The sequence below is a fragment of the Bacteroides muris (ex Afrizal et al. 2022) genome (assembly GCF_004793475.1).
GTDB lineage: Bacteria > Bacteroidota > Bacteroidia > Bacteroidales > Bacteroidaceae > Bacteroides > Bacteroides muris.
Genome location: NZ_SRYZ01000048.1, coordinates 1 through 13007 on the forward strand (window position 1 = coordinate 1; position 13007 = coordinate 13007).

Genomic DNA, 13007 nt, shown 5'->3' on the forward strand with positions numbered 1-13007 from the left:
TGGGCCAAATTTATTTAATGTTTAACTAGTCCCTATTTTTTATGGGACACTAATGACTTGTGATAGAAATAATAAAAGTTTGGCGGCAAGAATAGGGGTATCTGGATATTTTGTCTTATAGGTATCTAAATAGTTTAATTCCAACATGACAATGTTGTTACCAATATGCTGAAATGCATAATTGTAAATAATATCATTAGTGATAACTGTTAGTTGGTTTATATTCCAGTCGTAACTACCAGTGTGTTTACTACCATTTTGTTTGCTGATAATGACGCTTCTGGTATCATTATTGAAAGAGTACATAGTACCAGTTCTACAGGTTGCTATATTCTTCAAATCGTTCTCGATTTCATCTTTTATGGATTTGTCTTGAGAAGCTACATCTACTATAATTATTGCTTTACTTCCATCTTCTTTATAGTTTCCTGCAAAATAGTCGGAGATTATTTTGATTTCTGCTACTTTGTCTGTTTGCTTTTTATCTATAATGTAGATGGAGGTACTGCCAACGCTTTCTCCTTTTATTCTAATAGATTTTCCGTCATTAGTCCACCATGCAGATGCAATCTTCGGTTCTTTTTCTATAAGGCTTAAGGCTTCAGTATCTGAAAGTACATCAACCGTATATTCGTCTCCTGCAAGAAAGCGTATAGAGTAATTACTTAATATTATAGAATCATCGTCTATCGACGTTTTGTTCTTGTCAGAGCAACTTGTCAAGATGAAGATTGTCAGGATTAGAAAATGTTTAAGCTTCATATCAGTTTAGTGTTTACTATTGAATGTGTAGTTTACCTGAATCATACCAGATTCTGCTAATTTTGACAGATGTTATTCCTGCCTTTGGATAGATTGATTGATACTCCTTTGTCTTGTCTGCTTGTATTTTGTAGTAATCTCTTCCTTGAATTATTTGAAAAGCATATTTCTCCGTCATGTTATTGTAGTTTAGAACTAATGAATCAATGCTCCAACAGTAGGTGCCTTGGTATCTTTCCCCCAATTGAGTGATGTTTATTGTAAACTCTTTTGTTTTTCCATCAAAAGAGTATAGTGTACCATTTCTCTGATTTATATAATTCCATAACTCCTTTTCAATAAGTAGTTTAGTTTCCATATCCTTACTTACTACAAGTACCTCGGGCTTTACAGTCTCTGATTGGCCTATTTCTTCTATTTCTTTACTTCCCCAATAGTTGGCAGAAATTTTAATGATGGCTATCGTATCATTATTTGCGTCCGTTACTGTGATAGAGGCTTTTCCGCAATCTAATGTTGATATAGAAACGGCTTCTATATCTTCTAAATACTCGAAAGTTACTATATTGGGATTGTCTGTTTTGAGTATGTATTCGCTATTACCTTTCTTGAGAGGTGCATAGATATGCTGGCCGGCCAATACACTATAAGATATTGTAGTTGTAGTCGGTTCTGCAATTTTTTGATCTGCTTCATTTTTAGAACAGCCGAAAAGAATGAAAAGGCAGAAGGTTGTAAATATTAATTTCCCCATAATAGTGATAGTTTAGTTGAATAATCTTTTTATATCTTATCTTTTGACAATATTGTATATCATACACTGTTCTTGTGTATAATAGGTAATGTTCACTCCCTCATCGTTATATGGGAAGGTTACATCGCAATTTTGAAAATTGTCTTGCGTTTTAAAATAGACGTAAGAAGAGTTTTTCCCCCATCCCATATTTACTGACCAATATTGATCGTTTCTTGCTTGTCCTGATTTCTTCGCTAAACAATATCCGTCAATTAGCCAACCATGTCCAGGGGTGCTGTCATATATTGGATCATCGATTGGTTGGTGGTTCTTGTCAACAAAGTGCCCATTCCCAAAAAGAAGAACCGGCTTTTGATCTAGTAAAGAATTTAGAACGGTATTAGGGTTAAACTTAGCATTTGTTCCACCGGAATATGTCGCTACAACTTTGATATAGTTAATCATATTCTGAATGGTGGTTGTAGTCTCTGTGACAACTTTTATATTTATGGGATTATTATCTTCGTCGTATGTCTTGATTACAGCATATTTTGGCTCTGAAAATGTTCGGTTGTATATTGTTCTCAATAAACTACTAGCCATTTCTGCCATTTTCGCAGGACTTGAAGAATTAAGGGATCTACTTGATGTAATATAATCCCAGTCTATTAAAATTTCTCTACCGTTAGATGTTACTCCAACCATAATGGGCTGTAATATACTGAATAATGATGCAATTGCAATGTTGGCACAGCCAACAGGATAATTGTCTTCATAATATGATCCCACTCCGTCTGCTCTGAGACCTTTCGGTATTTGTTTATTGTATGGCGCTTCTTGATGCCAGGCAATGTTTGACATAGAAGGAATGATTGATAAAATACGTCCCGATGGGGTTGTTGTCCCACCGATGGGATTATGCTCTCTAGTTGTTACATTTTCGTTAGTGGTAATTTTTGTCTTAATAAAATCTCTTGTAATTTGGTCTTTAGGTATATTCAGTTCCTTGCTGACTTTATTGAGTGTAGAATCTCTTTTTAATAATTTGATTTCTTCTATTGATTCAATGTCTTCAATGGAACTTAGTTTGGCTATTTCCATAAGGTATCTCATCCCTACGTTATCTTCATTGGATGAGGTTTCATAGTCGTTGGCATAAAAAAGAACTTTAGGAGCTCTCTCATCTCCACATACAATCGCGAAATCCTTTTGATTGCCATTTTTGCTTAATTCTACTTCATATATAGGAATGTTTAATTTAGAATTATCGATAGAATGAGTAATATTTCGTCTATCTATTGTGTTATTATTTGTAAGATAATATTTGGAGATAGTATTTGCTTGGATAGCATTGGTTCCTTTAGTAGTGGCTTCTCCTTTAAACTGGGAAGCAATACTTTGGAAATCATTGATAACTTCAATTATGTCCTTTTCTGAAAGCTCTTGGGGATTATCATAGGCAATACTTACATATTCTTCAGGAGTAAGAATAAGCTTACGGGTTTGGACATTGCTGGTTGCAATGTCCTTTTCGTAAGTGTCAGTGCATGCTGAGAAAACGAATGCACAGATTGTCAATACAAGTGCAGTTCTTATAGTGTAATTTATTGTTCTCATTTCAATTTTATATTAGCGATCATTGTTAATGCTTGGTCTTTGAATATTAATGGAACGGTTGTCTCAAATGTTATTGTAGTCTTCTCTATATCCATTAAATAGTAACCATCTTGATAACCGTTACCAAATCCGAAATTAGCATGAATATAATTTACGTCAATGTCGTAAGGAACATTATCTATTCTTCCATGACATTCTTTTAGCCCATCCAATATGAATGGATAGATACCAGCAGAAGGTTTATTGTCGGGTTTCCCGTATACATACACTGGTTGTCGTGCCTTTATAGAGTTTTTAATGGTATTTATATTCCACGACTTTCTACCACTACAACTGAATATTGATTTAATGTAGTTTTCTATATCTGAAACCGTACAAGTAGATCCGGTTACTACTCCATTGGAATTTGCAACAGTATGAGATTTAGTTTTATCATAAATCAGTTTAAAAAGGTTGCCAACCATTTCTCTTTTTGCAATAGGATCACCGGCATTGAAATAATCAGGTGCTTTTATTTCTTTATTTTCAGTTAGGTATCTCCAATCTATTCCCAGTCCAAGTACTCTTCTGTTTGGTTCAATACAAGTCATAAGGTGGGCAATAGTCACAGCTCCTGCTCCAGCTGGGTAATTAGTGTTTTCAACATATCCGGGAAAAAACTTTTCGCAGTTCCCTTTCGGTAACATGCAGTTGTATGGCTCCCATTGTCCCCATGTTACGGGGCACATAGGCAATATGCCAACTAAAAGCTTCAAGTTAGATGGAACTTCATCAATCGGTTTAGAACGACTTATAGGAGTCTCTGTGCTTATTCGGTTCTTGATATTTTTATATTGAATATCGGATATAGGAATATTCAATTCTTTGGAAATTTTAGAAGAGGCAGATTTATATAACGAATCTCTGGCTTCATCGAATCTGTTTACTTCATTTTGTATATACATTTCTCCCCACTGTATCAATGCGTTGGGACCAGCTGCTATAGTGTCATTATCCTTTATTCTATCAATATATGCAATAATATGTGGTGCTCTTCTATCTCCGGAAACAATAGCAATCCCATTGTTTTCTCCTGATATAATTCCAATTTCATAAATAGGAATTATATTTTCGGTATCAGATATACTTTTTGTATGCAAATTGCCTTTATGTGTATTGTCTTTATCCAGATAGTATTTATTTTTAATTTGGAAAGATGATGGCTGGAATGATGAATGTGATTTGGTATTAGCTTCCATTTCATTATCATGGAATGCTCTCAATAGATTGAACATTTCTGTTTGACTCAGTTCTGGTGAGCTTTCATATTGAAGGCTAAGTAATTCTTCTGGAGATAACTGCACTTTGATATTGCTTTTAGTAGCTATGTCGTCTAATTCGTTGGATTGACATCCCACTGCTAAGATGCAGAGGGATATTAAACTGATAAATGTTATTCTTTTCATTTTTTCTTTTTATTATCTGTTGATAGTAATATTCTGAGAATGACCCAAATTAATTGTCTTTGGCGCGAATATTCTTTATACATTCCATTTTGTAGCACCATTCTTTTGTTCCACCTGCTTCAAAATAAGTATTAGCTTTCTGATCCAATTGATAATATCCTGTAGTTTCATTGGCCCATCCAAAATTTGCATGCCAATACACATCATTCGTTTTTACTAATTGGCGGGTAGTTCCGGCTTTTTCTGTAATAAGAAGACCTGATATAATGAAGGCATGATCGGTTGTTAGCATGAGTACTGGATGTTTGTTGCGCAATGAAGCTAAAACTTGATCCCCCACAAATAGACTTTTAGGGTTATATTTAAAGTATTTATTCATTGTATTAATCATATTTTCTTCAGTAACATTACTTGCTATAACCACATCTCGCCAATCTTTTTCTGGTGTAGTTTTATTCATATCATAAAGGTTGAACATGAGGTATTGAATATGATCAGCCACTCCAGGAACTTGCTCTATAGTGGGTTTTGCTGTCATTCTATGAAAATCAGGCAGGTATGTATTACTTGCAGGCGTACCCGGTACATGAAAAATGAGTGGTTTGTATACTTTGAGGTGAGTATATCCCATCAGCTGAGCTAGGGCAACATTTACACAACCTACTGGTACAGAAGTTTTTATTACTCCATTAGCTGTTTGCACCATATCTATTTTATTCTGGTCAATGTAGAATTTTCCGTTATAAGGTGCTTCTTGTCCCCAATTGGTTTTCACCATTGGGTCTATTGAGCTATTCAATTTTTCAATTCCGGCAGGTTGACTTGGTACTGCAGTTGTTCTGGTAGTTGCGGCATCTGTAAGTACAATGTTGTTTTCTATTTTTTCGTACGTAATTTCATTGATGGGAATTTCCAGTTCTTTACTAATCTTTTCGAGAGTTGGTTGTCTTAAGGAATCGACTAATTCTCTTGTTTTTATTGCTTTATATAAATAGCTGGCTTTTGATGCATGAAGTAGCTCATTGGCTCCACTACGTTCCATTACTTTCTCGCCTCCCTTATTGGGAATAAATGCTATTATGGATGGAAGTTTTGCATTTGTTGCTACTATAGCTAAACCTTTAGTAACGCCATTGTTAAATTCTACTTCACAAATTTCAGAGATGATGTCATTCTCTATATCAATAGCTTTAGTTTTAACTTCTTGACTGTCGAATTCTCCATCTTCATTAATGAAAGTTCTTTTAGTGATTTTGAAAGATGTTGCAGTGTTTCTTGTCATACAGTTGCTTTCAAGATTTGCAAAATCATTTACGACATTAAAGATGTCTTCATCACTAAGTTGTTTCGCATCATCGTATGCAATGCTTAGTACTTCATTTTTTGTAAGTTCAATTTTTCTCTGATTTTGAGAGTGATTGTTTAAATCTTCATTGATGCAGGAAAAAAATGTAATTCCTAACAGCACCAATAAAAAGTAATTAATTTTCTTCATGTAAATTTGTGTTATGTTCCTTTTAAAAAGGAACTGATTATGGTTATTAAGAAGCTTTAAGTTTGAGAATATGGGTTATCTATTAGTAGATCTCAAAATAGCCGTAATATTCCTCTTTTCCGTCATTCAACTCTAAAATATAAATTCCTTCTTTTGCATCTCCTATAGAAAGAGCATAGGATTGCTGGGAAGAGAGAGAAATGAACTCTGAAAAAATGATGTTCCTTTTTTCGTCTTTGACGGTCACTTGAAGTTCCTTTATGAAGACATCGGATTGTAGATAGATGGTATTGCCTTCGTGGTTGGCCGTTGGTTCTGTGACTAAAGAACGCGTTTGGGCGTTTTTTTGCTTTCTCTCTAAATATATTTTCGTCTTAGCTGAACATAATCCTATGTAAAGAAGGCAAGAACAAATAATAATAAGCAAACGTTTCATAATTTGATGTATTTGAGTTTTAGTTTGCGAATTTATAGGATTTCAATTTGTTCCTCATTTAAGAACTGTGCGGTTTTTGTGCGGTTCTTGTTTTGACGTGCTATTTTGTGCTATTTTTGTGTGTATAACTGTACCTTTTTATATAGGCATCTATAACGACTGAATAATTTTGTCCCATTGTTCCGGTTTGCCAACTTTCCCGTGTGTCTTTTCATACAGCTTTTTGCGGGCAGAGACAATGGCTGATTTAGTTCTTCTGGTAAGCTGTGCGATACCTGTTACGTTGATTCCTATTTTGAGTAATAGGCAGATTTTCATTTCAATGTCGCTTACGGGGTAGATGGCTTGCAGGCGTGCTGTGAAATCTTTATAGCAACGATCCACTTTGATGCGTAGCATTTCCCAGTCTTGGGCATCAATAGGTTTATTGTCGTTAGCGGCATCTTTGAATTTGCAGTAAATATCGGATTGGCGAAAGGCTATTTCGGCTAAGGATTGTTCTTTTTGGTCTGCTTCTATTTTGCAGTTCATGTGAAGTATCTGCTCTTTTTGTGCCAAGAGCAGCTTTTGCATAGCATTGTTGCTCTGATTGATTGTTTGTAAATTTTTTTCCAATAACGCTATTTTGTGCTTATTGTCTTCAATGTATTGTGTACTTCTTTGGTACTGCTCCTCTTTTTGCCGTTTCAGCTCTTTCAAGCTATTCTCCAAACGGGCTTTCTTTTGTTTGTTTGTGTAAAAATAAATAAGGAAGACAAGCACCAGAATACTTAATGTCAAGAGTGAAGATAATATCCAGAACTGTTGGCGGGTACTTTGGTTTTTTAATCGGTTACTTTCTTTTTCATGTAGTTGATAATTGTAAAGTGACTGCATTTTACGGATACTTTCGCTGTCTGTAATGTTTTTGATGGAATCGGTCAATTCATTGTAGTGCTGGAGGTGATATAAAATGGAAGAGCAATTGGAATCTCTTTCTGAGATTTTTGCTAATCCCCAATGAGCGGCTTGTAGGGCATAGATATTATCACTCTTCAGCATGATATTATAGTAGTGCTGTGCAGAATCAAATTTCCCCATTTCGTGATATGAAGCTGCAACGGTTGCATATTGCGCTGTTTCTTGTGGTGGTGTAGAAAGTATGACCGTTTGCAATATGGCTTTGGCTGAATCGTATTGCTTTAGTTGGATATATAGATCAATGAAGCGATAGTGCATCATGGTTATTGATTCTTTATCTTTGTTCTTCTCGGCTTGTGCTAGTGCAAGTGTATAATAGTGTAAAATACTGTCTTGCTTATCGAAAGCCATCCAAGTTGTCCCTATATTGCAGAGGTTGACAATTATACTTCTTTCATCTTTGGTCAATGCACTATACCGATAAGCTTTTTTGTATGTTTTCATCGCCTCTTCATATACTCCCTGATAAAGGAACAATTCTCCCATTTGACTATAAATCACTTTCTGCAATCGGTAATCCGTACTTCCTTCCAACAGTTCTGCTGCTTTCTGATAGTAGTCTAATGCTTGTGGGGCATCTCCTAAGTCGGCATATACTCGCCCGGCATAGTAATATGCTTCGGGTAAATGCGTTTTGTCTTTTTTATCTTCATAATAATGCAGAACTTCCAGGATGAGGCTGTCAGAGGTATGTGTAATATAGGCTTTGTCTCTGGCCTTTATGTTCAGTAGTTGGTAATATATCTGTGTGGCTTTGGGTTCTGTAGTGATACTGTCACGGAGTTGTTCCAGCAATAGGCAGGCACTGTCCGGATTACTATATACCAATTTATCTGCCACTTGCATAGTATGAGGATATGGTTTGTTGTTGCAGGCATAGAGGCATAGCAGCAGGAGTGCCGATAAAAGGTTGATTTGCTTCATGGTATATTGTCTTTTTTGCATCTTGACGGTTGAGTTTTACTTATCCATCTTGCATGCACGGCGAATATATGCAATATTTAACGAAGACACAAGGCTTTTTTACAAAAACTGGCTAAAGGAGTGTTTTCCTCCATTTTATGTAGATAAATCTTTTCCCTCATTCTATGTGGGTAAAATAAGTAGTTGATAATCAGTGCAACTCCACTGCAAAACTACTGCACGCCTTTTGCAGTGGCACTATTGGCTTTCTTTATTCGCATCATCCGTGCCTGAAGAATCGGGCATGCAGAGATGACAAATACCGTGAAAACTCTGGTTGTACAAAAAAGTATTTTGGTACTCTGAACCTTGGGCTTCTTTCGGATTGTCCGAAACTCTTCCGATATGAAAGGAAGAGTAAATCGGCTTCATCCTATTTCGTCTTGCTCGTTTTGGCAGTTGCTTTGGCGGTTGTTTTCGTAGTTTTTGTTGCTTTCACCGCCTTTGCAGTCCGTTTCGGTTTGCCCGTCTCCTTGTCGCTTTGCAGTTTCACAATTTCCAGACAAGCCTGAAGGTTCAGGTCTTGGGGGATGATGTCTTTAGGAATCTTGTAGTTGCTGCCTTTATAAGCGATGTAAGGGCCATAGCGCCCGTTCAGGATTTCCAGTTCCGGTTCTTCCTCAAACTTTTTGATATGTTTCTGGGCTTCTGCTTCCTGCTTCTTTTGTATCAGTTCGATGGCTTCTTCCAGCGTGACAGTCATCGGGTCCATTGTCTTGGGCAACGAAGCATACAAGCCGTTGTTCTGGATATAGGGTCCGAAACGCCCTGCACCGACAACTACGTTTTTGCCTTCGTATTCGCCGAGGGTACGGGGAAGTTTGAACAGCTCCAGCGCTTCTTCCAGTGTAATGGTCTCGATGGACATCTCTTTCTTTACCTGGGCGAAACGGGGCTTTTCCTCATCTTCGGCAGTACCTATCTGTGCTACTGGGCCGAAACGTCCGATTTTTACAGACACTTGCTTTCCGCTGACGGGGTCTGTTCCCAGAATCCGTTCGCCTGCCTTGTGGGCGGTTTTCGCGGCAAGCGTGTTTTCTACTGAAGGATGGAATTTCTTATAGAATGTTTTCAGAATGGCGGTCCATTGCTTGTCGCCTTCGGCTATTTCGTCGAATTGCTTTTCGACGCTCGCTGTGAAGTTGTAGTCAAGGATGTCAGGGAAGTACTCTATCAGGAAGTCATTGACCACGATACCCGTGTCAGTCGGCATCAGTTTTGACTTTTCGGCTCCGGTGATTTCCGTATAGTTGTTGTCCATTATTTCATTGCCTTGCAGGTTGAGTACATTGTAGATGCGTTCTTCGCCCGTTTTCTCTCCTTTTATTACATATTCGCGCTGCTGGATGGTGGAAATGGTCGGAGCGTAGGTAGACGGACGTCCGATACCCAGTTCCTCCAGTTTGCGCACAAGGCTTGCTTCCGTGTAGCGGGGAGGGTGTTGGGTGAAACGTTCGGTAGCGGTGATACCTTCATGTTCGAGCTTCTGTCCTTTTTTCAGAGGGGGCAGTAGGCGTACTTCATCTTCCTGGGTTTCTACATCATCATCGTACGATTCGCGGTAGACGCGCAGGAAACCGTCGAATTTTACCACTTCTCCGGTTGCAGTGAAAGTTTCCGGCTCGTTGCTGATGCCGATGGTTACGGTTGTTTTTTCCACTTCGGCGTCTGCCATCTGCGAGGCGATGGTACGTTTCCAGATGAGGTCGTACAACTTTCTTTCTTGTGGGGTACCTTCTATCTTGGCATTTTCCATGTAGGTGGGACGGATGGCCTCGTGCGCTTCTTGTGCTCCTTTAGTCTTGGTGGCGAAGTGGCGGTTGTGTACATAACGTTCGCCCATCAGGTTGGAGATGGTTTCACGGCTGGCGTTGACGGCAAGCTCGGAAAGGTTGACTGAGTCGGTACGCATATAGGTTATCAATCCCGATTCGTACAGACGTTGCGCCACCATCATGGTTTGTGCCACGGTGAATCCCAGTTTGCGGGCAGCCTCCTGCTGCAAGGTAGAGGTGGTGAAGGGGGCGGCAGGACCTTTCTTCAGCGGACGGGTGGTGATGTCGTTGATGGTAAATGTGGCCGATTTGCAGCTTTCCAGCAATTTTCGGGCTTCTGCCTTTGTCTTGAGGCGGTGTGCCAGTTCGGCTTTCATTTCCACCGTTTTGCCGTCGGTGTCCGGAACGAGGAATACGGCGGTAACACGGTAGGATGCTTCACTCCGGAATGCGTGTATCTCGCGTTCGCGCTCCACGATGAGGCGGACGGCTACGGACTGTACACGGCCTGCAGAAAGGGCGGGTTTCACTTTCTTCCACAACACGGGTGAAAGTTCAAAACCTACGATACGGTCCAGGATGCGTCGGGCCTGCTGGGCATCGACCAGATTGATGTCAATGTCGCGGGGATTTTCTATCGCTTTCAGGATGGCGCCTTTGGTGATTTCATGGAAGACGATGCGTTTGGTGCGTTCCGGTTTCAGTTTCAGCACTTCGTACAAGTGCCATGCGATGGCTTCCCCTTCGCGGTCCTCATCGGAAGCCAGCCATACGGTTTCCGCCTGCTCGGCTTCTTCTTTCAGTTGGGTTACGATTTTCTTTTTATCTGCCGGTATCTCGTAATGCGGTTTGAAGTCTTTGTCTACGTCAATACTGAATTCTTTTTTCTTCAAATCACGTATATGGCCGTAGCTGGAAAGGACTTTGAAATCTTTTCCAAGGAATTTCTCGATGGTTTTTGCTTTCGCCGGAGACTCGACTATGACAAGGTTTTTCTGCATAAATTTCTGTTTTTTAGTGACTCCCGCCACTGAATTCGCCCGCAAAAGTAGGAAAAAAAGATTCTTCCCACCTTATAATATAAGGAGAATTTAGCAAAAATGACCTTTTTTGTTCAATTTAGAGCTCCGGCTTGTGCTGCCCCTATTAAAAGAGGAAGCTTACTCCGCCTAAGAAACTAAGACCTTCTGAAGGGTATCCCCAGTAGTACTGGTAATCTTTGTTCAGCAAGTTGTTCACGCGCGCATACACGGAGATACCTTTGAAGAGTTCGTAGCTGCCGTTCAGATAGAGATTGCTGACGGGGTCCGCCTTGTTGCCCTCCACGCCCTGGCGTGAGATGTGCTGATAGCCGATGCCGACAAGCAGTGGGGAGATGGGGCGTACCTTGAGATTGAGATTGCCTTCTACGGCCGGTTTGAAGCTTACTACGACATCAGAACCGTCTGAGTCCGTTGTCCAATGGCGATAGACGGCATTGGCGGCGAGATAGAAAACATCCTTGTAGTTGTAGCTCAGGTCGGCTCCGGCGTAGAGGTTCTTGGTATCTTCTGTGAGGTAAACATTGCTTATCCCGTCGGACTTGACAGTCGGAGTATCAATCAAATCGTTTTTCAAATCCTGATACCCGCCATAGAGGTTGAACCACAATCCGCTGACGGGGCTTGCCTTGAAGCCGATGGCAGCGTTGAGTTGTTCGTAGGTGTCATCCGGCTGTTGGTTGGTTATTCCATAAGGCGTGATGGTTTCCAGACGGCGGAAGTCGTTCTGCAGCCGTCCTCCCTTGCCTTGTGCATAAAGGATGTAGCTGTCCGAGAAGATGTATTGTATGTCTACGTCGGGTGCGGCGCGGAACTGCTTGCCGAAACCGAAAGCCAGGTCGACGTGTGCGCCGAGGCGTATTCTCCAGTCGTCATTCTGAAAAAGATAATAGGGGTTGAAGTCTGCACTGGTGTGGCTTTCGAACCGTTCGTCGCCGTAGAATATGTTGTTCATGGCAAACGCCACACCGATGGTCTGTTCATCGGAGATGGAGCCGGTGACATCGGCTTTCGTACGCACGATGTTTTCTTTGATGTTGCTTACCATGAGGTCGTGTTGCCGTTGGTAGAGCAGCAAATTGGTTTCGGCACGGAATCGGAGAGGCATATCCTCACTCGTGGAGCTTACCCCAAGATGTACGTCGCCCGAAACAAATTTCTGCTTGCCGGCGATGGAACCGGGCAGGGAGTTGAAGTTGCTTTGGTTGAACTTCCCGGTAATGTTCATATCGACTTTGTCGAAGGCGTGTACGTAATCCATGCCGGCATGGGTGCGATAGTAGAAGGAGTTCCACTTCCCGCCGTTGCTCGGCAAGTCCAGTTTGCCATCCATGCCATCCATGCCGAATGTCAGGTTGAGGCGGTCTTTGGGAGACAAGGAGAACAGATAGTTGGCGCGTATATCGAGGTTGCCGTAGTTCCCATATCCCAGACGTGCATAGCCGGGCTGTGCTTTCGTCTGCGTCTCTTTCCCGGTATAGGCTTGCATGATGCCTGCGGGGATTTGGGTTGCCGGCATCAGGGTGGCGTCGTATTCCACCGCCTTCTTGCTGACGGTAGGAGGTTCTACTTTGGGGAGCACGTTTACTTTGGAGGCATCCATGATGTCCGGGTTGTATTCTTGTTCCACGACTACCGTACGGTTCATGGTGGTGTCCTGGGGTTGTGTCTGGGCTTGTGCTTCCAGAGAGAGCACCGCGAGGGTGACTCCTGCAAGGATGTATGTTATCTTTTTCATATCTTTCACGCTTTCTATGTTGTTTTTATTCCTTAAAGTG

9 protein-coding genes are annotated in these 13007 nt (G+C 40.5%); all 9 read right to left on the reverse strand.

Translation table 11 applies throughout. The features are described 5' to 3' along the window. Nucleotides 1–39 precede the first annotated feature (39 nt). Nucleotides 40–762, reverse strand: coding sequence for a hypothetical protein (locus E5355_RS15640; protein WP_136011074.1), 723 nt, complete (start codon nucleotides 760–762; stop codon nucleotides 40–42). 16 nt (nucleotides 763–778) lie between these two features. Then, nucleotides 779–1516 (reverse strand): hypothetical protein, encoded by a 738-nt coding sequence (locus tag E5355_RS15645; protein WP_136011075.1) that lies wholly within the window; start codon nucleotides 1514–1516, stop codon nucleotides 779–781. Between the two features lie 36 nt (nucleotides 1517–1552). Then, nucleotides 1553–3115 carry a C10 family peptidase gene (locus tag E5355_RS15650; RefSeq protein WP_136011076.1) on the reverse strand — a complete coding sequence of 521 codons (1563 nt, stop codon included), beginning with the start codon at nucleotides 3113–3115 and terminating at the stop codon, nucleotides 1553–1555. Next, the gene (locus E5355_RS15655) at nucleotides 3112–4560 is read right to left on the reverse strand and encodes a C10 family peptidase (RefSeq protein WP_136011077.1); all 1449 of its coding nucleotides are present in this window, start codon (nucleotides 4558–4560) and stop codon (nucleotides 3112–3114) included. Before E5355_RS15655 ends, E5355_RS15650 begins: the two co-directional genes overlap by 4 nt. Before the next feature lie 49 nt (nucleotides 4561–4609). Next, nucleotides 4610–6055, reverse strand: a complete 1446-nt coding sequence (locus E5355_RS15660; RefSeq protein ID WP_136011078.1) for a C10 family peptidase — start codon at nucleotides 6053–6055, stop codon at nucleotides 4610–4612. Nucleotides 6056–6137: 82 nt separating this feature from the next. After that, nucleotides 6138–6491 (reverse strand): DUF3244 domain-containing protein, encoded by a 354-nt coding sequence (locus E5355_RS15665; protein WP_136011079.1) that lies wholly within the window; start codon nucleotides 6489–6491, stop codon nucleotides 6138–6140. A gap of 150 nt (nucleotides 6492–6641) precedes the next feature. Then, on the reverse strand, nucleotides 6642–8246 hold the full coding sequence (locus E5355_RS15670; RefSeq protein ID WP_168354356.1) for a tetratricopeptide repeat protein: 1605 nt from the start codon (nucleotides 8244–8246) through the stop codon (nucleotides 6642–6644). 541 nt (nucleotides 8247–8787) lie between these two features. Then, nucleotides 8788–11190, reverse strand: a complete 2403-nt coding sequence (gene topA / locus E5355_RS15675; protein WP_136011081.1) for a type I DNA topoisomerase — start codon at nucleotides 11188–11190, stop codon at nucleotides 8788–8790. Between the two features lie 145 nt (nucleotides 11191–11335). Then, nucleotides 11336–12967: a TonB-dependent receptor gene (locus E5355_RS15680; RefSeq protein ID WP_136011082.1), complete on the reverse strand. Its 1632-nt coding sequence runs from the start codon at nucleotides 12965–12967 to the stop codon at nucleotides 11336–11338. Nucleotides 12968–13007 lie beyond the last annotated feature (40 nt).

What these genes read in the sequence shown, in the direction of transcription:
- E5355_RS15640 (WP_136011074.1), bottom strand. Translation starts at nt 762, where the DNA reads ATGAAGCTTAAACATTTTCTAATCCTGACAATCTTCATCTTGACAAGT.
- E5355_RS15645 (WP_136011075.1), bottom strand. Translation starts at nt 1,516, where the DNA reads ATGGGGAAATTAATATTTACAACCTTCTGCCTTTTCATTCTTTTCGGC.
- E5355_RS15650 (WP_136011076.1), bottom strand. Translation starts at nt 3,115, where the DNA reads ATGAGAACAATAAATTACACTATAAGAACTGCACTTGTATTGACAATC.
- E5355_RS15655 (WP_136011077.1), bottom strand. Translation starts at nt 4,560, where the DNA reads ATGAAAAGAATAACATTTATCAGTTTAATATCCCTCTGCATCTTAGCA.
- E5355_RS15660 (WP_136011078.1), bottom strand. Translation starts at nt 6,055, where the DNA reads ATGAAGAAAATTAATTACTTTTTATTGGTGCTGTTAGGAATTACATTT.
- E5355_RS15665 (WP_136011079.1), bottom strand. Translation starts at nt 6,491, where the DNA reads ATGAAACGTTTGCTTATTATTATTTGTTCTTGCCTTCTTTACATAGGA.
- topA (WP_136011081.1), bottom strand. Translation starts at nt 11,190, where the DNA reads ATGCAGAAAAACCTTGTCATAGTCGAGTCTCCGGCGAAAGCAAAAACC.
- E5355_RS15680 (WP_136011082.1), bottom strand. Translation starts at nt 12,967, where the DNA reads ATGAAAAAGATAACATACATCCTTGCAGGAGTCACCCTCGCGGTGCTC.